Origin of the sequence: Gordonia liuliyuniae, from assembly GCF_021739025.1 — a bacterium.
Lineage (GTDB): Bacteria > Actinomycetota > Actinomycetes > Mycobacteriales > Mycobacteriaceae > Gordonia > Gordonia liuliyuniae.
Genome location: NZ_JAKKOT010000002.1, coordinates 158901 through 181873, shown reverse-complemented (window position 1 = coordinate 181873; position 22973 = coordinate 158901). Strand labels below are relative to the sequence as shown.

Below are 22973 nucleotides of genomic sequence, written 5' to 3'. Positions count from 1 at the left end.
CTCGGATGTTGCAGCGGGCCATCCATCGATGGATGGTCAGATCGTCGGTCCATTCTCGGCTTCTCCTCACGTGTCTTTCGCGCGCGGGGTCGATCGACAATCGAATGCACCAGCAGGTCGCTGGGGCTCGGGCGGAGTCGCGGGCGTCTGTCACCCCGCCTGCGGTATGAGGGCTCGGTCGGGCCTCGTATTACGCCTTGTAACTTATACCATGTAAGTTGTACTGTGTGACGCATGCCGCACCGATCTCGAGTGGTGCCGTTCGAAAGGTGACTTGTCGATGAGCTCTGGTGCCCTTGATTCGCGCGTGCAGCGATCGCGTAGTGCTCGCCTAGTGATGGCGATCGTCGTGATCGTTCCCTTGGCTTTCGCCGCGCTATACATGTGGACGATGTGGGACCCCACCAAGACGATCAAGAACCTTCCCGTTGCGATCGTCAACGACGATGTTCCTTTCCACGCCGGAAACGACGAGATCCACGCAGGTCGCGACGTCACCGACAATCTCGTCGAATCGCGGGCACTAGACTTCCAAAACGTCGATGCCGCTACGGCCGCGAGCGGGCTGCGAGACGGAACCTACTATTTCGTGATCAGCATCCCGAAGGACTTCAGTGAGACGCTGTCCGGGATCGGCGATGTCACCGTTGCGCCCGCGCTCATGACGGTGACGTATAACGACAACAACACACTCAAGGCGTCGAGCATCGGTGCTGCGGCCATGTCAACGATCAACGCAGCGGTATTGAAAGGCGTCGCCGGTACTACAGTCGGCACCGTTCTTGACGGCCTCGACGCGCTTGGCGGTGGACTCCGCACCGCAGCGGTTGGCGCGGACCGACTGCAGGCGGGTACCGCACAGTTGCGCAACGGGCTCGACGAGCTAGCGGATGGGGTCCGCAATGAGCTGGCTCCGGGCATAGCGGCTGCCAACACCGGCGCACGACAGGTCAGCGATGGTACGGACACGCTCGCCGGTGGGCTCGTCGCCCTACGGAACGGGACTGATGAACTCGGCGCGGGCGCGACGCGCCTTGCGGACGGCATCGACACCTTGGTCGGAACCGTGGACATCGACGCGGTCAAACGAATTCTGGACGACGCACGTCGGGTGGCGCCCTCTGCCGGCCTCGAGGAGGCCTCGCGGTTGATAGACGGATTGGGGGAGCTGAGGGCTGGAAGCAGACGACTCGCCGTCGAGTTGACCGATCCTTCAGCCCAGTACCGATCGGGTTTGGATCAGTTGGTAGTCGGCGGCGGCAGCCTGGCTGCGGGGTCTGCTCGGTTGGCTGACGGGCTGGACCGGATCCAGGAAGGCACAGGCGAAGTCGCGGTCGGCGTAGGCCGACTGCAAGATGGGGCTCGCCAGGTCGACGACGGCGCTCGGAAGTTGAGCGATGGTCTGTCGGACGGTGCACGTCGGGCGCCAGACCTCGGCGACCAGACGAAGCGACAGTCTCTCGCGAGCCTTCTCGCCACTCCGGTGGCGAGTGAGTCCAAGAACCTCGCGCCAGCCCAGAATGCAGGCCCTGGCGCTGCGCCAACACTACTGATCTTCGCCTGTGGAATTGGAGTCATCGCAGTGTTCACGTCCTTTCGGGGACACCGGTTCCTCACCGAGCACGACGCGCCACCGCCGAGTCTGCGAACCGTCGTGCGCCGCGCCGTAGCCGTATCGGCGGTTTCGCTCGCGACCACAGCGGTAGTCGGCGGAGTCCTTTGGATGGTCCTTGCGCCGAGTCCGTCGCCAGCGTCTCTCGGCCAGGTCGCGGTAATAGCTGGAGCGGCCACGCTCATGAATGTCGCCCTGACATCGGTGCTTTTCACTCTATTCGGATATGCGGCAGGAGCGTTGACGTCCCTCGCCTGGCTGATGCTTCAGATCTTCTCCTACGGTGGCATCTGGATGGTTGAGACATTGCCTGCGCCGTTCCGCCTACTGCACCCGATCGCTCCGATGTCTTATGTCCGTGACGGAATGATCGCGGCCTTTAATGGGACGTCAGGGTTCGGCATGGCGCTCGGCATCGTCATCGCGATAACCGTGGCCGCCGCTGCGGTGAACTTCGGCGCAGTAGCCGCGGCTAGGCACTTGCACAGGAACCGAGTCCGAGACGGAGATGTCGTTGAGTTCGCCGAGGCGGTGGCGGCCGAGCGGCCGTGACCAGGCGTACTTCCGAACACGAGTCATTACGTGCTGAACGAAGGTGGCAAATCTCACTGCTGACCGGACGAAGGAGTCTCAATGCCCAGCGTGCGGCACGCTCTCTGTGCCTTTTACCTTGCCAAGTGTCGTCGTTACGAGTATCCGGGCAGTGATGAGATTGTCGCTGCTGACGCCGTGGAACACAGGTCCGGCGAACGTCCCGATCCGCCATTGCGGATGCGCGATCGTCTCGAAACTGCTGTACGTGGCGGGATGACCGTCCACACCTACAGGCCCGCGAATGCGCGGACGGACGCTCGGATCGTCTACCTGCACGGTGGAGCCTACGTGCGTGACTTCACCAGAGAGCATTGGCATCTCGTTGCCGAACTCGGTGACACCCATGGCCTCACGGTGGTTGTTCCGGGATACCAACTGGCCCCGGAGTCGTACTGGGAGACGTCCCGTTCTGCGCTGATCGAACTGGTCGCGGACCACGGGGGTGCGAGAACGATCCTGATCGGGGACTCCGCCGGAGGTGGTCTCGCGCTGGCGCTGGCGCAGGCGGTCAATGGTGCTCCCCTGGTGGCGGGCCTGGTCTTGATCGCACCATGGGTGGATCTCGCAATTGATGTCGTTCACGGCGAGGTAGCCGACGATCCGTGGCTGGATCCGGATGCGCTACGTTCGGCGGGCCGACTATGGTCCGGAGGCGATGATATCCGCCGTTCAGAGTTGAGTCCTCTGTACGGGAGCCCGGAAGGACTGCCCGCGACCCTCGTTGTGCAAGGAACGCGGGACGTCCTCTATCCGGGGACGGCGGCCATGGTTGCCAAGTTGGAGCAGGCCGGCGTTTCCACAGTGAGTATCACCGGGGAAGGGCTCGTGCACGTCTACCCGCTTCTGCCCTGCCCAGAAGGAAAGCAGGCCAAGCGGCAGATCCACGACTTCGTTAGAGAGAGGCTGTCGTGATCCGGGCTCTCGTCAAGGAACTCATGACCGCCGGCGAGATCCCCACCGTCCGGGTGTGCCGCCGGTCAAGCTCTCCGGGATATTCATCGACCGTACAGAACTCTCGATGCCCTTTACCATTCGACGCAGTAGGGTCAACAGTGACCCGCAACGATGCGCGAGGGAGAACTCGTGAGTGCGGATGCTGCGGCCGCACTGCGCCGCCTCAATCAATCCGTCGCGGGACTTGATCCCGCCGGTCGCGGCACCTTCGCCCGGTCGCCAGGACTCAGCATCTGTCGGGGATCGGATGAATCCGTACGACTGCCGACCGTTGGGCGGCCGTACGCGGCTGTGGTTTTAGAGGGCCTGCTCACCGTCAATCAACTCGGCGACATCACGCGACTTTCGCCCGGAGATGTGTTGATATCGGAGATTCGCACGCCGCAAGTGGTGGAGGCCGACAACGCTCCGTGGTCGATAGTGGTGCACGAGTCTTCTCTCGAAGAGGTCGTATCGACGCTGTTGCAGGCAGGTGACATCGGGGGCTCTTCACCGGCGACACCTCAAGCATTGGACGCGCAGACGGCCAGGCTGTTGGACGCCGTTCGAGGCCTGCTCGAGCTCAACAAGGAGCCGGAGAGTCGCTTTCTTCAGGGCCTGGCGAGGAACGAGATCATCTATCGGCTGCTTACTGGCGATCACGGCCCAGCAGTGGCTTCCTCGATCATTGGTCTCCAGAGTGATGCCGACATCGTGAGTATCAACAGTTGGATAAAGCAGAACTTCCGACGACAGTTCTCCGTTGACGAGTTGGCGCGTGCGAGTGGAATGAGCACCTCGGCCTTTCACCGGAAGTTTCGCGATGTCGTACAGATAGGCCCAGTTCAGTGCCAGAAGATGTTGCGGTTGGGCGAGGCTCGGAAACTGCTACTGGCGGGTGCCGGCAGCGTCACTTAGGTCGCCATCATGGTCTAGATCGCCATCATGGTCGGCTATGAGAGCGTCTCTCAGTTCACTCGTGACCAGGCGAACGATTGGTGAGCGACTGTCAGACTGTCTGGTGCTCGATCTCGTGCGACAACCATGAAGCAAGTTCACCGTAGGCGGTGTCACGTGCTTCGCGCTCGGAGACGAACACTCCGTGCCTGGCGTCACTGATCGGAACGACGGCCACACGATTGCCGAGTGCTCCTGCCCACTTGGCCATGTGCTCGGTATCCAGGATGAGGTCCGCGCGAGAAGCCTCAATGCTGTACTCCTTCACCGACAGACTACGAGCCGACCGAAGCACCAGCGAAGGCACACCTGTGTCCAGACCTCGGTGGAGTTTGCTGTGTGCCACCGTCACCGCTCGAAGCCACCCGAACCGCAGTGGAAAGCCGTTGATCGGTTTGAGCGCCAGGTCGTAGTCGAAATCGCCGTGATGGCCGCGGTGGACTGTCAGTCCGTGAACGCTGCTCTGCTCGGCCGGTGCGACGCGCGTTCCAGCTATTCGGCCGATGAGTTTGATCAATGGAACTCCGACCGCCCACAGCATCGATGGGCCCGGCATGTCGAACCATGGGCTGTCGAGAACCTGGCCGACAATCGGCGCAGTACAGTTGCGTCGGCGACGTCTGTCCAGCCAAAGCGGGGTGATCAATCCACCCGTGGAGTGAGCGGCGATCACAATTCCCATCCCCGGATGGTCTGCAGCGATCGCGTCGACTGCGAGATCGAGTTCTTCATTGTAGACGGCGAAATCAGTAGCGTAGTGCGGCGATTGGCCATCTCGTAGGGAGCGGCCCGATTTGCGCAAGTCCAGGGCATAGAACGCATATCCGCGACTCGTGAAGAATTCAGCGATCTCGGGGTTGAAGAAGTAGTCGGAGAATCCGTGAACCCACAGCACGGCGTGGTGCGGTTCGTTAGCGATCGTGTGCTTGACGAGTGTCGCGACGACGTTGCCTCCGGGCTCACGGTCCGGATCTGGGCCAAGGTCGAAGGTGTGAGCGACGAAATTCTCTCCGAGTATGTCGCTCGTGAATTCCAAGTTGTTCGGCATTGTGCATCAGACTTTCAGTACGGCGCGGAATCGCACGTTGGCGTTCATCATCCGCTGGTACGCTTCAGGCGCCTCCTCCAGAGGAAACACCTCGACCTGCGGCCGCACTCCAGTCAAGATGCTGTAGTCGATGGCGTCCGCCATCGCGTCCACGTCCGTGAAGGTGCCCTTGACGGATACTTGTCTGCCGAGGAAGTCCAACGCAGACCACCCGATCGGATCCTCGGATACGGCGGCGACGACAAGCTCGCCACCCGGGGCCAGTCCTGCTAGCAGCGGTTTGATCGCGTTCGCATGCGGGGCGGTGGCAATGATGAGCGATGCGCCGCCGAGTTCGTTGAGTTGCTCTTCCACACTCTCGTCGGCATCGACATAATGGTGGGCACCGAGCTCGCGTGCCAAGGGTGCTTTGTCCCGCCCCCTCGAGATCGCGACGACTTCGTAGCCGGCTTTCACCGCATACTGGATTGCGAGGTGCCCTAAGCCGCCGATGCCGGACACTGCCACGAGGTCGCCGATCCGAGCACGTCCGCTCCTGAGTGCGCTAAACACCGTCTCACCAGCGCACAGGATCGGGGCCGCTTCTTCGGGACTCATACCCGAAGGGATCGCCACGAGGGATTCCTGTCGCGCGACCATGTACTCGGCGTAACCGCCGTCGATGGTCATGCCCGTTGTCTCCCCTTGCCCGCCATGCCAACCGACACCGACACGCTGGCCAAGGTGCCACCCACGGACTGCGTCACCGAGCACGTCGATTACACCCACGACCTCGTGGCCTGGTATCCGCGGGTAGGAGGAGGCCCACCCGTCAATGATCTTAGCTTCGCCGTGGCAGACTCCGCATGCTTCGACCTTGATCCGAACCTGTTGCGGTTGCGGCTCTGGAACGGCTGTTCTCGTGAGCGTCAACGGCTGATCCGCGGCAGCCACATGGACAGCACGCATCGTATTACTCGTCATCAACATCCTCCTCGTCGTTACCGACGCGTAGAAACAATTCGGGCGAACCCCGACCCGACTCGATCTATGATCGCCCCGCAGAAGCAGACTCGGGCTGCCCGATACTCTCTGATTCCTGCCCGATCCTGCCTCCTTGCCCGAGGCCGAGCGAGTCCGCCCTTCGGTCGCTACGGCTCATGAGCCGTAGCGTCGGAATGCGCCGTCTGGCTCCGCCTGAGGTCGCGCGTGCGTCGAATCAGGCCGGGGTGTCACCTGACAGTTTCCCCGGCCACCCGGTCTGCAATAATCCGCGCGAACGCGCGCTCCCCCGCAGCGGTCGGATGGAAAGCGACAGAGAAGTCGTCCAGGTTCAGGATCGGCCTAGCAGCGTTGGACCACGGAGCTGCGGAGCAGCCGTCGTGGCCGATTGCTGGAGAGATCAAATCGACGTACTCGGCACCGAGGTCCTCGGCCGCTGCTCGTTGCACCGCGCCTAGTCGGTTTACGATCGATTGCAGCGCGGCGATGTCATCACCACGGACGCGCTGATTGGAGCAGTTCGAATGCGCGACGTCGGCATAATTCGTATAGCTGGTGACGAGAACACGAGCCCGTGGCGCGCGCGAGCGGATCGCGCGCAGGACCCGGCGTAGAGCGGGACCGACTGCGTCAACTTTGGCCTCCGTCTCCCGCTTCAGTTTCCCAATAACACAAGGCTGCTCATCTGAGAAGCGGTAAGCGCACTTCAACGCGAGTGGTACCAAGCCCGCGTCGTTACCGCCGATCGTCAAGGTGACTAGGTCGGTCCTCGGCGACAAGTGCTGAATCTGTGGGACTATTGGACTTCCGAGCAGTCCAGAACCTTGACTGACTAGGTCGACATCTTCAGTGCGAGCTCCGCCGCACGTCGCGTCTGTGAAGCTTTCTGCGCCGACAGACTTCGCCAAGAGCGAAGGGTAGTTGACCGCAGATCTCGCGCACGGTGTGATGACGTCGAGATCTTTCAGCGGCAAGATCGCCGGGCCAGCGGCGAAGGAATCGCCGAGTGCCACGTATTCACCGACTCGGGTCTGTACCGGTGCCGCCTGCGCTGAAGCGGGATGAATCACCATCGCTCCTGGCACAGCGGTCAATACTGTCAACCACAGCATTGCTCGTCGACCACCTCGGATTCGTGACCTCGCCCGCATGGTAATCCTGCCCTTCTGTGGCGTAGCAACAACCGCAAACGCCACCAATTCGTCCTTGACCGCCGACCCATCCAAGCGAGAGGGAGATCACAATCAACTGGGTTCAGAACTTAAGTTACATCGTGAAACTACGCTTGCGCAAGCCAGTCGTCGTCGAGGCGCTCAAGAGTCTGACGCTGACGATCAACCACAACAACACGATCGCGGCAGGGTATTGAGAAGCCTACGTAGTGAGTATGCTGCTGCTCCTCCGCGACTCAGAATCCTGATAGAAGCGAAGCCATGAAGGATTGGGTTCTCGCCCACGGATGGTCGAGATATTGTCAAATCTTGTGGATCGGTTTGTGTCAGGCGGCCGCGGTTGATGTCGTTTCGTCGTTACGTTTGACCAGTTTTCCCTGTGTGAAGGTCGCGTCGGCGCGGACGAGAGCGACCAGATGGGGTGCGGTGACCGCTCGCCACCGGGTTTCGGTGTTTTCGATCAGTTTGTAGGCCATTGCGATACCGGCCGCACGTGAACCGGGTCCCTTGGTGACGCGGGTCCGCAGCCGCACGGTCGCAAACCTCGACTCGATCGGGTTCGTCGTGCGTAGGTGGGTCCAGTGCTCGGCCGGATAGCGGAACATCTCGAGTAGGACGTCGGTGTCGTCGACGATCTTGGCGACCGCTTTCGGGTACTTCGCGCTGTAGGTGTCAGCGAACGCGGTGATCGCGGTCCTGGCGTGGTCGATGTCCTCAGCGTTGACGATCTCGCGCATCATCGCGATCGCGTTCGGGTGCGCCGACTTCGGCAGGGAGGCCAGGACGTTGGCCAGTTTGTGGAACCAGCAGCGCTGCTCGTGGGTGGTCGGGAATACCTCACTGACCGCGGCCCAGAAGCCCAGAGCCCCGTCGCCGATCGCCAGGGTCGGGTCGGTCATGCCGCGACGCTTGCACGAGCGCAGCAGGTCGGCCCACGACTCGGTCGATTCGCGGTAACCGTCGGTCAACGCGATGAGCTCTTTGCGTCCGTCAGCGCGGACCTCGATCATCACCAGTAGGCAGATCTTGTCTTGGGCGAGAAGGACTTTCAGGTCGATGCCGTCGGCCGACACGTACACGTAGTCGACCTGAGAGAGGTCGCGTTCGGTGAAGGCGTCGGCCTCGTCTTGCCACTGGCTGGTCAGGCGGGTGATCGTCACCGCGGACAGACCGGCATTAGTGCCCAGGAACTGCTCGAGCGCGGGCCCGAAATCGCCGGAGGACAGTCCGTGCAGGTAGAGCAGCGGCAGGACTGCCGCGACCTCCGGGCTCTTACGCGCCCACGCGGGCAGAATCGCCGACGAGAACCGGCGGCGTTCACCGGTCTCGGGGTCGACCCGCTTGTCGTTGACACGCGGGGCCTTGACCTCGACGGCACCGGCCCCGGTGACGACCTCGCGGGGCTGGTGGTAGCCGTTGCGCACGACCAGACGGTGTCCGTTCTCGTCGAGGTGGTCGGCGAACTGGTCGATGTAGGCGGCGACCTCGGCCCGCAGCGCGGCAGCGAGCATCTGACGGGCGCCGTCCCGGACGATCTCGTCCAGGACCGAGCGTCCCGAGCCGCCAGCGGTCTCGGTGTGGGCGGTGGCGGGCTTGTTGACTACTGTGAGTGACACGGGCGTGCCTTTCCGCCAGCGCGGCAACGCTGACTTGATCAATTGACTACTGGGATCATTCTGCGGGAAGGTGCGCCCTCCCTCATCCACAGGTATTGATCATTCCTCCCTCAACCGAGAACAACGTCCCTGGACATCACACCAACGACGCGGCGGCTTCGACTGGTCGTCGCATCACAACAACCCCTGAGCTGTCCGGCACGACGACATAGGGACAAGACCAGTGGAGTTGCAGGCGTGGTTCATTGGCAGTGGGCAGGCCGGGTACTTCGTCCAGCTATGCGCCCAACGGATCGGCCGGAGTCGTACTCCTCGGTGCTCGGGGACGGACGCCGACGCGCTCATATTCGGGAGGAGTTCACTGAAGCGAAATCGTCGACTCTGGAGGCCAACAACTTCGAAGTGACGCCACGCCCCCTGCCGCAGACGAATGTCCACAGACTCAACTCTCCTCCGACTGGGGGCACCCGCTAATCTTGGCACGTGCGCGGAGACTGTCACCTCTCTCCGACGTGGCCGACGACAACGACTGTTCCACGGTCCGACTGCCATCGGTGATTGCGACATTCAGCGCGCCGTCGTAGATCGCGGTGCAACGGATCTGTTCGTTTGCTCGTGCCGAGAGCGGATAGTCCTGAGGAGCCACCCTGACGGTCAACGCGTCCTTGCTCCACTGGGCCGAACCGTGCGGCACCTCGTTGATCAGTCTGGCCGGGACGTCTGAGTCCGACGGCGAGCGCCGGAGCAGGATGTCCACTCCCCTCGATACATCGAGTCCGTCCCCGTCGACAGATGTCGGCACAACCCCGTCGCCGCGAGCATCGCCGAAGTACACCACGAACGAGGAATCCGGCAGACTCAGTCCTGGAGGGCCGGCGGCGATCACTCCCGTATCGCCGACACCGCACGAAGCCACGGACGCCATTGCGACGGAGGATGCCAGAACAACCATCGCTCTGCGGCCACACCTCATCGCGGTCACGGCGCCTCCCCCGGCTCAGGCCACCGCGGCAGGACCAGCGTGAAGCGCGCACCATCGCCCGGCGTGCTGTCGACCTCGATAGAACCGTCGTGGAGCCGCGCATTTCGAGCGGCGATCGCCAATCCGAGTCCGCTGCCTTCGGATCGACCACGCGCCGAGTCGGCCTTGTAGAAGCGATCAAACAAGTGCGGCAACGCCTCCGGCGAGATCCCAGGACCAGAATCAGCGACCCTGATCGACACGGTGTCCGCCTCGACGGTCACATCCACATCGATCGGCGCCGCACCGTGCCGCACGGCATTCGTGACCAGGTTGGCGATCACGAGGTCGATCCGTCGCGAATCGATGTCGACCATCGCAGGCTCCTGAGATGGACAGAACGACACGTCGGCATCCAGGCCGCGGCGACTCACACTGCGTCGCGCCACCTTGTTGAGATCGACGACGTCGCGTTCCATCGTGGCTGCGTCGACGTCGTCAGGCCGCGACACGGCAAGCAGGTTCGTCACCAACTCCACCAGCCTGCGAACCTCGTTGCCGGTGGTAGCCGCAGCACGCTGCACATCGTCCGCCGACGAGGTGTCGGCATCCTCGAGAATCTCAGTGACGGCCAGCATCGTGGCGAGCGGAGTCCGGAGTTCGTGCGCGACGTCCTCGGCGAACTGCCGGGAACCGGCTTCACGATGACGCAAGTCTGCGAGAAGCTCATCGATCCTGTGCGACGCGAGATTGAACGACTCCGCGAGCCGCGCGATCTCGTCACCGCTCCGAGGCACCCGGACCGCCACCGGCGCAACGTCACCGCTGGCACCCAGTTCTCGCACGGCCTCGTCGAGCTCACGAAGCGGTCTCGTCATCCGACGACTCAACACGTAGCCTACCGCGACCGTCGCCAGCAGGACGCCGACGATCGACAGCACGGACGTCCGCACCACGTTGGCCAGAAGCGCCGACTCCGCATCCAGATTCTTGAATCCGTACACCACGATTCGCGGTCCGTCGGCAGCATTCTGCGACGGCACGATCGCCGCTACCTGCACGGACCGACCGTCGACGGTTGCACGTTGAAAGTACGACCCGGCGGGAGCATCGGCGGCTCGCTGACGGAGCGAGTCGGGAACGGCGCTGATCGGCGACGCAGTCTCGGCGACAGTGTCGTCGACCGCGACGATGGAGTCTCCGCCGATCGCACGCGCGGCCCGAAAAGCATTGATCAGCACGCTGCTGTCGGTGCCCGACGACGCGGCATTCTCGCGCGCCGACGACAGGATCTGTCTGGCATCCCTGGTGCGCGATACCAGGTCCGTAACGAATGCATCCTGTGCCTGTGCAAGCACCACGCGTCTGTAATCCCAATAGTTCACCGACGCCGCGCTGGCCAACGCGACAAATGTGACCACCGTGAGGAGTAACACCAAACGTCTCTGAAACGTGTGTCGGGGAACAATTCGCATTTCAACCCCATACTACCAATTCAGTAAAATCAAGGACGTGCCTTCGGCTTGAGACCAGCGCCTCATATGTTACAGCGTGCTGTGGTAATAGCACTCCGCCGGCATCGTTGCACGGAACCTGAGTTTCGCGGCATACTGGCCTGATGCAGCAGATCTCACTCGTCGAAGACGATCCAGCTTTGAGAGATGCCTTGGCTCTCGGGTTGATCAACCGCGGATACTCGGTACGCACCTTCGCCGATGGAGAGAGCGCACTCGAGGAAGTCTCCGATTCGATCACCGATATTCTGATTCTCGATCTCATGCTCCCTCGTATCTCCGGGATCGATGTATGTCGCGGAATCCGCACACGATACGGGACTTTGCCGATCATCATGCTGACAGCTCGCGGTGAGGATTCACTCATGGTGGAAGGGCTCGAGGCCGGGGCCGACGACTACATCGTGAAACCATGTGCTCCGCGAGTGATCGACGCGAGGATCCAGGCCGTGCTTCGGCGAGGTGGCGTAGACAAGGCGACCACACGGAACCGAGTGGAGGAATTCGCCGGCCTGACGGTGGACCACGACGGCTTCGTCGTCCGTCGTGGTGCCACCGAATTGCCTCTCACTGCGACCGAGATGCGCCTGTTTCTCACCCTCGTCGAGCACCGCGGCGCGGTGCTCTCGCGCCAACAGCTCCTCGAACGTGTCTGGGGCTACGACCATCTCGGTGATTCCCGCGTCGTCGACGCAACGATGCAACGCCTGAGGTCGAAGGTCGAGCGCGATCCGCGCAATCCGGAACTGCTGACGACCGTCCGCGGCTTCGGATACCGCTGCGACATCGCTTAAGCGGCTTCGCGAAGTTCGTGTGTGCGATCGGACGGAACCCTCGCGAACATGTTCGCGAAACGGGCGAGGAAATCTTCGAACGGCCCCCTCCGGAAGATGGACATCCACAGCGTAGTGCCCAGCATCGTGGTCAACGTCAGCCACCAGAAAAATCCTGCGGGAACTTCGTAGTCTTCCTGGTCGATGAGCAGAAGCACCGCTGCGAACTGTGCGATATACGCGGTGAAGGCGCACATCCCTAAAGAGCGGAACGGCAACAGAATCGCATTGATGGCTCCATTTCGCGTCAGAAGCAGGCACACACCGATCACCGACATTGCAAGGCCTACGCCAACGGCCATCTGCGTCACGCCATTGACGTGAGACATGACCAACGAATACTCCATACGCCAATCAGGAAACGCAAATCTCCCTTCTGTCGAGAAGACCGATGCTTGCATCGAACCGGCCTGCTCAGTGAGGATCCAGGAGGTCAGAAATGCAACGGTGGCGGTAACAATTCCCACCGCCAGGATTCTGATCTGATTTGTGAAATCTCGGAGATCGATTCGGCCGAGCCCGATTCCGATGAAATAGACGGGAAGAAAGATCACTGCCGGACATAAGCCGGTGATCAAAAGAGAAATAGAACTGTCGGACGAGACGTCCATTGAATACGAGAACACGAGTTCTCGGAGGATGTGAACAAGTGGAGGAAGCACGAGAATCAGGACGCCGGCAGCGATGAAAAGACGCGTCGACCGGACCCGGAGGAACGGCAGAGAAATGACGAACCCGGCTGCGATGAATCCCAGAACGCTGCCCGGTGTGGACACGAGGAAGATGAGCACGCCGCTGACTGTGAACAGCACGACGGCGCGCCCCAGGATATTGAGGCGTGACTGGAGCGCCGCGATCCCCGATCCCGGCGACATCCCACCGTCGATGAGTGCTTTCGATGTGCCGGCGAGCAGCGCGAAGAGAATCGTCGAGTTGTTGTTGACGAGCAGGCCCCACGTCGACGGAGACAGCAGCTTGGCCCCGCCCACGGCGCTGAAGGAATAGAAGTGCTGGGCGAACATCCCGAGAACGGCTAGGGCTCGAGCTGCGTCGAGACCGGTGATTCGTCCGGGGTTCGTCCAGGCGCGACGTACGGCGACGGCACTCTCGCCAGGTGGACGTGAAGTCAGTGTGGTCATGCCAAGCATGTTCGTGCGCGGATGTCCGCGTCTCCCGATGACCGTGTCACAGTCGTGTCACACCCCCCGCCTCCGAGGCCTCCGATGGTTCGGTTCAGACCTGTTGATGGCTCACGGCGTCGCCGAGTCGCGCAAGTTCTTCCGCGCCCAGAGCCACCGTCAGTTCCCGGCATCGCCTCATCGCCTCATCTTCGAAGTGAGTATCGGCTCTGGCGCGCCGCTCCAACCCCTGAATCATCGGATACGCAGCGAGCCGCTACTTCCACGTGACCGCGATAGCAACAGGATCAACAAAACATGGGGCGGCAACCTGTCGCAGTCGAGATCGGCGATGACCGCCTGGCCGACATCAACCAGCTACGCATCGACCCCGCGGGTGTTCGGCCGCGTCGCCTCCGATCCCAGCGTGAACCGTCCTGGTTCTGGTGGAGACCGTGAACGCACCAGGAGAATGCGATCATGGCAGCACCACGCAAGTTTGACAAGGAGACCCGTGAGCGGGCCGTCCGGATGTACCACGACCGATTGAAGGAGAACGACGGCGAGTCCAAGCTCGGCGACCGCAAGCACGTCGGCGCTCTTCTGGACATCAACCCAGCCACTCTCCGCAATTGGGTCGACGCCGGTGTGGGAGTCGGTTCGTCCGACGGTCCAGGCGCGAGGTCTGAGGCCTCGGCGGAGTTGAAGGCTATCCGTAAGGAGAATGCCGAGTTGCGCAGGGCAAACGAGATTTCGATCACCTACATATCAAGCCGTTTTTCGCGGCGGCGGAGGTCGACCGCCGACTGCGGTGATCGTCGAGTACATCGACGAGTATCGGTATCTGTTCTCCGGTCGACCCGATCTGTCGCGTGCTCACCGAGCACGGCATGGCGATCGCCCCGTCTACCTATTACGCACGCAAGAAGGCTGGCGTTGTCTCTGAGGCCGTCCTGGTCGAGGCGTACGCTGCGCACGCGGTCTTTCACGGCGATTGCGTTCTCCACCGAGCGCCTGCACTCAGCGATCGGCTACACCGTCCCTCTCGAGTATGAAAGGCGGTACCGTCAGAACGTCCCCTCGACACCCGAGGTGGCCTAATCCAGGTCTCCGACCGGACCAGGACGGTTCACGCAGCCCAGGTCTGCGACCATAGCAGGAGGCATTGTCGGTTATCACCGCGGTCACGCCGACCTGGAATTGGCCCGATCGAAGGAACGCGCGGTCCGCATGTGCCGGTGCCCGATCGTCGATATGGTCGAAGCGACACGTCAGCTCCTGCCGCGAAGGACACTCATGGCCGTGAACGATCAGCAACCCGGACATCTGATGGCGGCGGAGATCGCCGAGCAACCGAGCGCCTGGCGCAATCTGCTCGCGGCCCGCGCGGCGTGTGTCGAGATCGGCGAGCTGATCGCCTCTCGCGCACCACGTTTCGTCCAGTTCGTCGCGCGGGGCACCAGCGATCACGCGGCCTTGTATGCGAAGTATCTGGTAGAGATCGGTCTGCAGATCCCGGCCGGGATGGTCTCGCCGTCCGCGGTGACCGTCTACGGCGCGCGGCCCGACCTGCGCGATGTGCTGCTGATCGCGGTCTCGCAGTCGGGTGGCTCGCCCGATCTCGTGAAGTCGGTCGAGGTGGGTCGCGCACAGGGGGCGTTGACCCTCGCCATCACCAACAACGAGTCGTCGGCCCTGTCGGACGCCGCGGAACTGCACGTCGACGTGATGGCCGGCGCGGAGCAGTCGGTGGCCGCCACCAAGAGCTACACGTCCGAACTGTTGGCGCTGTACCTGGTGATCGCCGCCTGGCAGGGCGCTGACACGTCGGCGGTCGACGCGCTGCCTGATCTCGGCGACGAGGTCCTGGGTTCCGATGGCGCGCTGGCTGCGGCCGCCCAGAAATACCGGTACGCGCAACGTCTGCTCACCACGGGCCGCGGCTACTCGTATCCGACGGCACGTGAGGCCGCGTTGAAACTGATGGAGACGTCATACCTGACGGCGCAAGCCTTCTCGGGCGCCGACTTGCTGCACGGTCCGCTCGCGACCGTCGACCCGCAGGTCCCCGTGCTCGCGGTGGTGCCGGGTGGTCGCGGCGGCGACGCGATGGCGCCGGTCATCGCGCGCCTCGTCGAGCGGGGCGCCGACATCTTCGGGGTCGGCGCCGCATCGGCGGTCGCGGACCTCACCGGCGGTGTCGCCATTCCCGACGCGCCTGAAGAGTTGTCACCGCTGCTGGAGATCATCCCGTTCCAGCTGATGGCGCTGCACCTGTCGTTGGCGCGCGGGGAGAACCCGGACAGTCCCCGCGGCCTGCGCAAGGTGACGGAGACCCTGTGATCGTTGCCGCGGGCGCCCTCGTCGGTGACGGCGTCGTCCACCGGCCCGGGTGGTTGTCGATGCGCGACGGCCTGATCGACGCGGTCGGATCGGGTGAGCCGCCGGCGGCTGCCGATTACGAATTCCCACGCGGCACAGTGGTTCCCGGGTTCGTCGACCAGCACGTCCACGGCGGTGGGGGAGCGTCGTACACCGACGGCGACCCCGACCAGGTGCGGGCCGCTGCGGCGTTCCACCGCACGCACGGGACCACGACGACGGTCACCAGCACAGTCAGCGCGAGCCCCGACGAGTTGGCGGGCATCGTCGCGCGGCTCGCACCACTCGTGCGGGAGGGCGTCAGTGCCGGCATTCACCTGGAAGGCCCGTGGATCGCGCACTCACAGTGCGGCGCACACGCTCCCGACCGGCTGCGGTCGCCCGACCTCGGCGAGATCGACCGGCTCCTCGCGATCGCCGACGGTGCGATCGTCATGGTCACGATCGCACCTGAACTGCCGGGCGCCCTCGACGCCATCGACCGGTTCGTCGCCGCAGGCGTCCGGGTGGCCGTCGGACACACCGACGCCACCTACGAGCAGACTCGCGCCGCCCTCGACCACGGCGCGCGCGTGGCCACCCACCTGTTCAACGCGATGGCCCCGTTGAATCATCGTGCGCCGGGTCCGGTGCTCGCGCTGACCGAGGATCCGCGCGTCGTCGTCGAGCTGATCGGCGACGGTGTGCACCTGCACCCAGCACTGGTCGCCGACGTGCAGCGGACGGTCGGACCGGCTCGCGCCGTGTTGGTCACCGACGCGATGGTCGCCGCTGGAATGGCCGACGGCGACTATGTCCTCGGGTCGCTCGACGTCTACGTCGACGGCGGCGTGGCGCGTCTACGCAGCACCGATGCGATCGCCGGCAGCACGGCGACGATGGACTCGTTGTTCGCCAGGACCGTCACGGGACTCGTCGGTGCGCCAGACCCGCTGCCGCGAGACGACGCGTTGCTCGCCGCGTCCGTCATGTGTTCGACGACGCCCGCGCAGGTCCTCGGGCGCGACGACATCGGTCTGCTGGCCCCCGGACGCCGCGGCGATCTCGTCGTTCTGGACGAAGAACTGCAGGTGCAGCATGTGACTGGAATTGACATCAACGCCGCGTCGAGTGCCACACGAGGTGGTTGCGCGTCGTAGGGTGATGGGCGAGCCTGCTCGGAACCGCCAGCGGGCGACACGACATCTTCGGAGGGGACCTGCCGATGACTGCCAAGAAGACCCTGATCAAGCGCCTCGAGGACGAGGTCAAGCGCCTCACCAACGAGGTCATGGCTTTGCGCGATCTCGTGATCGCCTTCTCGCCGCTCGCCAAGAAGGACGAGCCGGGCGCCGAGATCGTCGCAGCGGTGACGAAGTCGGCCCCCGCTAAGAAGGGGGAGGCCGCCAAGAAGGGAGACGCAGCCACGAAGGCTGCGGCTCCGAAGAAGGCAGAACCAGCCAAGAAGGCCGCACCAACCACGAAGGCCGCGGCTCCCAAGAAGGCAGCGACGCCGAAACCGGCCGCTACAAAGGCTGCCGCCACGAAGGCTGCCGCCAAGCCCGCAGCGACGAAGGCTGCCGCTCCGGCAAAGAAGGCCACGCCGGCCAAGGCTGCTGCTCCAGCGAAGACTCCGGTTCCGGCCAAGCCTCAAGCAGCCAAGCCCGCTGCCGCCAAGCCCGCTCCGGCCAAGACCGGAGCACCCAAGACCGAAGCACCCAAGCCTGCTGCGCCCAAGCCTGCTGCGCCCAAGACCGAAGCGGCGAAGAAGACTGAGCCCGCCAAGCCAGCTGCGCCCGCCGCTGCCGCTGCTAAGGCTCCGGCGTCGGCCAAGCCCGCCGCGAAGACTGTCGCGCAGCTCAAGGCCGAGGCGAAGGCCAAGGGCGTCAAGGGATATTCGACGATGAACAAGGCAGAGTTGATCGCCGCCTTGAAGTGAATCGGCGGTGAAGTGAGTCGGCGGTGAAGTGAGTCGGCGTTGAAGTGAATCCGGGCCTTCCCTGACCTACCATCGACTCAGGTCAGATATGCATCGAACTGAATAGGAGCCCGGAGTGTCTCAGGTGGTCAAGGGAGTCGTCTCCCGAACCAAGAACGCGCCGACCGAACTCGTCGATGTCGTGATCCCCGATCCGGGGGCGCACGATGTTGTCGTCAAGGTGCAGACGTGCGGCGTCTGCCACACCGATCTCGCGTACGCGAGCGGTGGAATCAACGATGAGTATCCGTTCCTGCTGGGGCACGAGGCCGCAGGTGTCGTCGAGTCCGTCGGCGACGCCGTATCGCATGTCGCGGTCGGCGATTTCGTCGTCTTGAACTGGCGTGCCGTCTGCGGCGAGTGCCGGGCCTGCCGCAAGGGCAAGCCCTGGTACTGCTTCGACACTCATAATGCGAGCGTGCCGATGACTCTCACTGACGGCACGGAGCTGACGCCCGCGCTCGGCATCGGTGCGTTCGCCGAGAAGACGCTGGTCCATGAGGGGCAGTGCACAAAGGTGGACCCGTCGGCCGACCCGGCCGTGGCCTGCCTGTTGGGTTGCGGCGTCATGGCCGGTCTCGGTGCCGCGATGAACACCGGGCAGGTGTCGCGCGGTGACTCGGTCGCTGTCATCGGCTGCGGAGGCGTCGGCGACGCTGCCATCGCGGGCGCTCGCCTCGCCGACGCGACGACGATCATCGCCGTCGACCGTGATCCAGGCAAGTTCGCGTGGGCCACCGAACTCGGCGCGACGCATACGATCGACGCGTCGAAGACCGAGGACGTCGCCGAAGCCGTCAAGGAGCTCACTGACGGCAACGGCGCGGACGTCGTGATCGACGCCGTCGGCCGTCCGGAGACGTATCAGACCGCGTTCTATGCTCGCGATCTCGCCGGGGTCGTCGTCCTCGTCGGTGTACCGACTCCGGAGATGCGTTTGGAGATGCCGCTCGTCGACTTCTTCAGCCACGGCGGTGCGTTGAAGTCGTCGTGGTACGGCGACTGTCTGCCCGAACGCGACTTCCCGATGCTCGTCGACCTGCACCTGCAGGGACGTCTGCCGTTGGAGAAGTTCGTCTCCGAGCGGATCGGCATCGACGGCGTCAACGAGGCGTTCGAGTCGATGGAGGCCGGCAAGGTGCTGCGATCGGTGGTGGAGCTGTGACGCTGCGCATCGATCGAGTTGTCACCTCCGGCACCTTCTCGCTGGACGGCGGCACGTGGGACGTCGACAACAACATCTGGGTGGTCGGCGACGACGCCGAAGCCGTGATCATCGACGCTGCGCATGACGCGGCGCCGATCCTCGCCGCCGTCGACGGCCGCAAGGTGGTCGCGATCGTGTTGACACACGCGCACAACGACCACATCGGGGTCGCGCCGGAGCTCGCCGAGGCCACCGGTGCGCCGATCCTGTTGCATCCCGCCGACGAGATGCTGTGGGAGCAGACCCACCCGGGTGTGCCGCATGGTGATCTCTTCGACGGTCAGGTCGTCGAGGTCGGCGGCGATGGGCTCGAAGTGATCAACACGCCGGGCCATTCGCCCGGATCGTGCGTGCTCTGGTCGCCGTCGGCCAAGGTGCTGTTCTCCGGCGACACCCTGTTCCAGGGCGGCCCGGGCGCAACCGGCCGGTCGTACTCGAGTTTCGACGACATCATTGCGTCGATCCGGGACCGCATCCTGGTACTCGATGACGACACTCGGGTCTGCACCGGGCACGGCGACGAGACGACGGTCGGTGCCGAAGCCGGCGATCTTGACGAGTGGATCCGGCGAGGTCAGTGACCTTTCGCCGCTAGCTCGCTGGTCGAGCGGAGTCGAACAGCGAGTTCGCTACGCAAGTCTCCGGACGGTTGCACCGATCTGCTCGACCCTTTCGAGGAGTTCCGCAGGGGACGCAGAGAGATCGACGGTGTGGCAGTGAATCGTCACGCCCGCTTCACGAACGACGTGCGTTCGACTGGGTTCGTTGCCCTTCGCGTACACGAGGTGGCCGTGCTGGAGTCCGGTCGCCGTGCAGTAGGCGAGGAGTTGGTACAGATCGGCGTACGGAAACCCCTCGGGCCGTTCCGCTTTGTACTTGGCATCGATCACGGCGCACACCCGCCGCTGGCCGTCGAACCAGATGAGGTCTGGTCTCATCGTGACCCGGTCGGCATCATCCAATGAGATGCCGTACTGGGTCGCGGTGCGACCTCCGAGTGATTCGCTGAGAGCGGCGCATACGAAGTCTTCGAAGACCCGCCACATGTCGAACATGAATCCGCTGACGGAGAGGTCTCCGGCATGCTGTTCGAACGACTGGGCGGACATGACGATCCCGGCTAGATGGAGCGCAGGGTGATAGCGCGCATTGAGCCGGGTCGCCTGCCAGGTCGGGAGCGCAGTGCCGCGCGCTGGTTTCGTCACGTCCGCGAGCGCGACGCGTAGGCGCAGTAGACGCCGCCGGGCGGTAGCCGAGATCCTAGGCACCGAGAGCATGCGGAGCGTCGCGGCGAGCAGCAGGCGATTCTCGGGAGTGTCGACGGTGAAGTCGTCGTATTCGACGGCGACGGGGATCGGGAGCCCGTAGCGACGGGTCATCTGTTCGCCGGCGAGCATGCGTCCACGAAGAACGGGAAGCGTGTCGTTCACGGTGCGGTAGTCCTGCAGGAGGCCCTGATCTGTCGCCCGTGTGGCGATCCGCGAGAACGCCTCGGCGAGTGCGGGAAGCAGATCATCTGCTTCGGTCAGACGAATGTGGTCGTCGCGCCACAGATCACGGTGGCCGCTGTAGCCGAGTAGGAAGATCAACCGGTTCAGGTCGGTGATCTTCGGGCGAACGATCACCTCGAGGCTGCCGACAGACACTGCACCGATCTTCTTGCCCGCCGAGATCTCGTACCAGCCCATCTCCAAGGTGGGTCTGACGTCGACAATGGCGAGATGGCTGAGTTCCTCGTACTCGGAAACAGTGAGCTGACGGAGTCGGCCGGGGTGGCCTTCAGTCAGTGTCAGTGGAGTCGACGTCATCGGTGAAGGTCTCGGGGCCGGAGTTCGCTGTGGTCTTGGCATCGAGCCGTCGTCGGACGGCTTCGAGGCCGTAGCGGGACCGGATGTCGATTCCACGGTCGCCATAGTGGAACTCTTCCAGCAGTGGGAGGATCGCAGTTCGCCACACTCGATCGAGACCGCCCGGTTGGTACACGGCCTCCCTCATCACGTACGACGGGCCGATTTTGAAGTCCTCGTCGTCGATGAGGGAGTTCAGCTCATCGAGTAGGTCGGCGACCTCACGAGGACGATCTGTTTCGGTCAGCCAGCTTCGGAGAATCCCGTTGGTCGGTGACTCCGACGGGTGGAGCGGCAGGAACGCGAATCGTCGGCGCATCGCGGCGTCGACGAGGGCGATAGACCGGTCCGCCGTATTCATCGTGCCGATGAGGATGACGTTGCGCGGCAGGTTGAACTGTTTGGCGTTGTCGGACCGGTACATCAGGTCGATGCTCTCGTTGCGGTACTCGAGCAGAAAGTACAGTTCGCCGAAGATCTTGGCGAGGTTTCCCCGGTTGATTTCGTCGATGATCAGGACGAATGTGGCATCCGGATTTTCGACGGCACGGTCGACGAGTGAGCGTAGCGGGCCGGGTTTGAGGTCGAAGCCGACCTGTCCCTTTGACAGTTCGGCAGGCCGGTAGCCTTCGAAGAAGTCTTCGTACGAGTACGCGGGGTGAAACTGGACTATTTTGACGTTGGAGTCGCCTGCTATGTATCGGGCGATCTCCTTCGCCAAGTAGGTTTTACCTGTGCCGGGTGGTCCGTAGAAGATGAGTTGTGGGCGGTCTCGCAGCAGGTCGATGCACTCCTGCAGCCAGTCTTCGGGGACGTGGAGCCGCGCAGCGAGGTCGCCGTTCGCGTCGGGGATGTTTAGTCCGCTGGCTGGAGTGGTCGCCGGTTGGTGTCCCAGCAACTCCTGGATCGAATCGATCTGGCCGGTCAGGTCGACGACTTCGCTTTGGCCGTTGAGGCGCGACGAGAGTTCCATCGGGAGGTCGACGACCGGATGGGACTGTGTTTCCCATTTCACTGGTCGACGCAGGTTGGATCGGTCGTCGTCGCTGTGAGTGAACTCAGCATCGCCGGTGACAGTGCCGAAATATGCTCGACCTTGGCTGATTGAGACGATCAGGTCGCCCGGATTCATGCGAACGAGGAACGAGTAGAACTCATCGACCTTCACTTGTCGGGCGGCATACCCCGATGAGCGATAGTCCTCTTCGACAAAGCCTTTGAGTTCATCACGGCCGATGTCAGGATCGACCGGACGTAGGAATTTCGCAGCGAGGGAGACAATTCCTTTGGTTCTCCAGACAGGCACCATGTCTTTGCCTGCGACGTTCGACCCGTAGACCTGCCATGCGTGCTGGACCTGGTCGGTCGGCGGTGATGGAGCATCTGTTGGCATCGACCAGACTTCCTTCCACGGAGACGTGTAGAAGTCGACGGGCCCGCCAGCTTCTGCCATTACAGCTTCGTTGATGTCGTGCAGGTCGATGTCGACATCGCCTGCGGGCCGTCCGAGGTGGTTTACTGCGAAGCCGTCGCGGATCGCCCGTCGGTCTGTTGCGGAGACGATCGGCAGGAAGAACCTGGGGAAGGCGAGATACATGAGAGCCTGCCGTTGAGCCGGCTCCGAAGGCCCAGGGGAGGCCCGGACGACGTCCCGGAAATGCAGGGGATCGGCCAGTGCTTTGTCCTGTTCATCATCGCTGAGAGTGTGGAAGTAGCGTGCGAACTCGATCAGGAAACCGATCTGGGCCCACCGACGGGACATGAATGCACGTCCGCCACGGAAGACCCGTCCGTTGAGTGCTTCGCCGACATCAGAGGGCAGCGCCACACTGGGCGAGCACATGGCAAGTACTTTGCTGATTCGATCGATCTTCGTCTCGCCGAGGTAGTCATAGAGGGGAAGCACGTTGAGCGTGAACAGCTCTGCGAACAGCTGGACGGAGTCTGACGAAGCATCGGCGAGTTGCTGGGTGAGCTTCGTGAAGAAGTCCTCGCCGCCGGCGTCCGGACGGTCGACGAACGTGCGTTTCAGTTCGTCGAGATTGTTGGCTGTCCACACCGGGGACTCAGGGGTGAACAGGGATCCGCGGCCGGCGATGCATTCGTCGAGTATCCGTCTGCCGATCGCCTCTACTGCGGGCGCGCCCGGCCGATCCATCGACACGTACTCGGGGTCGTTCACACTCAGGTCGGGCAACTTTGTACGTCCTTCGCTGGGCTGGCTTCGGGGGTGGGAGTGAC

18 protein-coding genes and 1 pseudogene are annotated in these 22973 nt (G+C 63.3%); 10 read left to right on the top strand and 9 right to left on the bottom strand.

Annotated features, from left to right (window positions below; genetic code table 11):
* Nucleotides 1–280: 280 nt before the first annotated feature.
* The 3 genes from L5G28_RS01905 (at nucleotide 281) to L5G28_RS01895 (ending at nucleotide 4057) form a co-directional block, all read left to right on the top strand.
* The gene (locus tag L5G28_RS01905) at nucleotides 281–2164 is read left to right on the top strand and encodes a YhgE/Pip domain-containing protein (RefSeq protein ID WP_265743639.1); all 1884 of its coding nucleotides are present in this window, start codon (nucleotides 281–283) and stop codon (nucleotides 2162–2164) included.
* An 81-nt stretch (nucleotides 2165–2245) separates the two neighbouring features.
* Entirely contained in the window at nucleotides 2246–3118 is an 873-nt protein-coding gene (locus tag L5G28_RS01900; protein ID WP_237000083.1) for an alpha/beta hydrolase, read from the top strand.
* A gap of 171 nt (nucleotides 3119–3289) precedes the next feature.
* Nucleotides 3290–4057 (top strand): AraC family transcriptional regulator, encoded by a 768-nt coding sequence (locus L5G28_RS01895; RefSeq protein ID WP_237000082.1) that lies wholly within the window; start codon nucleotides 3290–3292, stop codon nucleotides 4055–4057.
* Between the two features lie 91 nt (nucleotides 4058–4148).
* On the opposite strand, the gene L5G28_RS01890 is transcribed toward L5G28_RS01895, so the two are convergent.
* The 6 genes from L5G28_RS01890 to L5G28_RS01865 all read right to left on the bottom strand — a co-directional run bounded on the left by L5G28_RS01890 (nucleotide 4149) and on the right by L5G28_RS01865 (nucleotide 11232).
* Complete coding sequence (locus L5G28_RS01890) at nucleotides 4149–5144, bottom strand: alpha/beta hydrolase (RefSeq protein ID WP_237000081.1); 996 nt, start codon at nucleotides 5142–5144, stop codon at nucleotides 4149–4151.
* 6 nt (nucleotides 5145–5150) lie between these two features.
* Nucleotides 5151–6092, bottom strand: coding sequence for a zinc-binding dehydrogenase (locus L5G28_RS01885; RefSeq protein ID WP_372477170.1), 942 nt, complete (start codon nucleotides 6090–6092; stop codon nucleotides 5151–5153).
* 263 nt (nucleotides 6093–6355) lie between these two features.
* Nucleotides 6356–7198: an SGNH/GDSL hydrolase family protein gene (locus L5G28_RS01880; RefSeq protein WP_237000079.1), complete on the bottom strand. Its 843-nt coding sequence runs from the start codon at nucleotides 7196–7198 to the stop codon at nucleotides 6356–6358.
* A 425-nt stretch (nucleotides 7199–7623) separates the two neighbouring features.
* On the bottom strand, nucleotides 7624–8913 hold the full coding sequence (locus L5G28_RS01875) for an IS256 family transposase (RefSeq protein ID WP_308191932.1): 1290 nt from the start codon (nucleotides 8911–8913) through the stop codon (nucleotides 7624–7626).
* A gap of 442 nt (nucleotides 8914–9355) precedes the next feature.
* Entirely contained in the window at nucleotides 9356–9838 is a 483-nt protein-coding gene (locus tag L5G28_RS01870) for a hypothetical protein (protein WP_237000078.1), read from the bottom strand.
* Nucleotides 9839–9891: 53 nt separating this feature from the next.
* Nucleotides 9892–11232: a sensor histidine kinase gene (locus tag L5G28_RS01865; protein ID WP_237000077.1), complete on the bottom strand. Its 1341-nt coding sequence runs from the start codon at nucleotides 11230–11232 to the stop codon at nucleotides 9892–9894.
* 260 nt (nucleotides 11233–11492) lie between these two features.
* On the opposite strand from L5G28_RS01865, the gene L5G28_RS01860 reads away from it, so the two are divergent.
* A complete protein-coding gene (locus L5G28_RS01860) occupies nucleotides 11493–12182 on the top strand; it encodes a response regulator (protein WP_237000076.1) in 690 nt (229 codons plus the stop codon).
* On the opposite strand, the gene L5G28_RS01855 is transcribed toward L5G28_RS01860, so the two are convergent.
* Nucleotides 12179–13360, bottom strand: coding sequence for a heparan-alpha-glucosaminide N-acetyltransferase domain-containing protein (locus tag L5G28_RS01855; RefSeq protein ID WP_237000075.1), 1182 nt, complete (start codon nucleotides 13358–13360; stop codon nucleotides 12179–12181). The genes L5G28_RS01860 and L5G28_RS01855 overlap by 4 nt on opposite strands.
* Before the next feature lie 459 nt (nucleotides 13361–13819).
* On the opposite strand from L5G28_RS01855, the pseudogene L5G28_RS01850 reads away from it, so the two are divergent.
* The 6 genes and pseudogenes from L5G28_RS01850 to L5G28_RS01825 all read left to right on the top strand — a co-directional run.
* Nucleotides 13820–14349 (top strand): annotated as a pseudogene (locus tag L5G28_RS01850) (transposase); the annotation flags it as partial.
* A 319-nt stretch (nucleotides 14350–14668) separates the two neighbouring features.
* Complete coding sequence (locus tag L5G28_RS01845) at nucleotides 14669–15682, top strand: SIS domain-containing protein (RefSeq protein ID WP_237000531.1); 1014 nt, start codon at nucleotides 14669–14671, stop codon at nucleotides 15680–15682.
* Nucleotides 15679–16860, top strand: coding sequence for an N-acetylglucosamine-6-phosphate deacetylase (locus L5G28_RS01840; protein ID WP_237000074.1), 1182 nt, complete (start codon nucleotides 15679–15681; stop codon nucleotides 16858–16860). The genes L5G28_RS01845 and L5G28_RS01840 overlap by 4 nt, the downstream gene beginning before the upstream one ends.
* Nucleotides 16861–16925: 65 nt before the next feature.
* Nucleotides 16926–17639 carry a Rho termination factor N-terminal domain-containing protein gene (locus L5G28_RS01835; RefSeq protein WP_237000073.1) on the top strand — a complete coding sequence of 238 codons (714 nt, stop codon included), beginning with the start codon at nucleotides 16926–16928 and terminating at the stop codon, nucleotides 17637–17639.
* A 115-nt stretch (nucleotides 17640–17754) separates the two neighbouring features.
* Nucleotides 17755–18843, top strand: a complete 1089-nt coding sequence (locus tag L5G28_RS01830) for an S-(hydroxymethyl)mycothiol dehydrogenase (protein WP_237000072.1) — start codon at nucleotides 17755–17757, stop codon at nucleotides 18841–18843.
* Nucleotides 18840–19466 carry an MBL fold metallo-hydrolase gene (locus L5G28_RS01825; protein ID WP_237000071.1) on the top strand — a complete coding sequence of 209 codons (627 nt, stop codon included), beginning with the start codon at nucleotides 18840–18842 and terminating at the stop codon, nucleotides 19464–19466. The genes L5G28_RS01830 and L5G28_RS01825 overlap by 4 nt, the downstream gene beginning before the upstream one ends.
* Nucleotides 19467–19514: 48 nt before the next feature.
* Here the strand turns inward: L5G28_RS01825 and L5G28_RS01820 are convergent, their stop codons facing one another.
* Both L5G28_RS01820 and L5G28_RS01815 read right to left on the bottom strand, forming a co-directional pair.
* On the bottom strand, nucleotides 19515–20693 hold the full coding sequence (locus L5G28_RS01820; protein ID WP_237000070.1) for an McrC family protein: 1179 nt from the start codon (nucleotides 20691–20693) through the stop codon (nucleotides 19515–19517).
* Nucleotides 20665–22929, bottom strand: a complete 2265-nt coding sequence (locus L5G28_RS01815; protein ID WP_237000069.1) for an McrB family protein — start codon at nucleotides 22927–22929, stop codon at nucleotides 20665–20667. The genes L5G28_RS01820 and L5G28_RS01815 overlap by 29 nt, the downstream gene beginning before the upstream one ends.
* Nucleotides 22930–22973 lie beyond the last annotated feature (44 nt).

Bases quoted from the DNA above. Each gene is read 5' to 3' on its own strand.
- L5G28_RS01905 (WP_265743639.1), top strand. From the start codon at position 281: ATGAGCTCTGGTGCCCTTGATTCGCGCGTGCAGCGATCGCGTAGTGCT.
- L5G28_RS01900 (WP_237000083.1), top strand. From the start codon at position 2,246: ATGCCCAGCGTGCGGCACGCTCTCTGTGCCTTTTACCTTGCCAAGTGT.
- L5G28_RS01890 (WP_237000081.1), bottom strand. From the start codon at position 5,144: ATGCCGAACAACTTGGAATTCACGAGCGACATACTCGGAGAGAATTTC.
- L5G28_RS01885 (WP_372477170.1), bottom strand. From the start codon at position 6,092: ATGCGTGCTGTCCATGTGGCTGCCGCGGATCAGCCGTTGACGCTCACG.
- L5G28_RS01880 (WP_237000079.1), bottom strand. From the start codon at position 7,198: ATGGTGATTCATCCCGCTTCAGCGCAGGCGGCACCGGTACAGACCCGA.
- L5G28_RS01870 (WP_237000078.1), bottom strand. From the start codon at position 9,838: ATGGCGTCCGTGGCTTCGTGCGGTGTCGGCGATACGGGAGTGATCGCC.
- L5G28_RS01860 (WP_237000076.1), top strand. From the start codon at position 11,493: ATGCAGCAGATCTCACTCGTCGAAGACGATCCAGCTTTGAGAGATGCC.
- L5G28_RS01855 (WP_237000075.1), bottom strand. From the start codon at position 13,360: ATGACCACACTGACTTCACGTCCACCTGGCGAGAGTGCCGTCGCCGTA.
- L5G28_RS01845 (WP_237000531.1), top strand. From the start codon at position 14,669: ATGGCGGCGGAGATCGCCGAGCAACCGAGCGCCTGGCGCAATCTGCTC.
- L5G28_RS01835 (WP_237000073.1), top strand. From the start codon at position 16,926: ATGACTGCCAAGAAGACCCTGATCAAGCGCCTCGAGGACGAGGTCAAG.
- L5G28_RS01820 (WP_237000070.1), bottom strand. From the start codon at position 20,693: ATGACGTCGACTCCACTGACACTGACTGAAGGCCACCCCGGCCGACTC.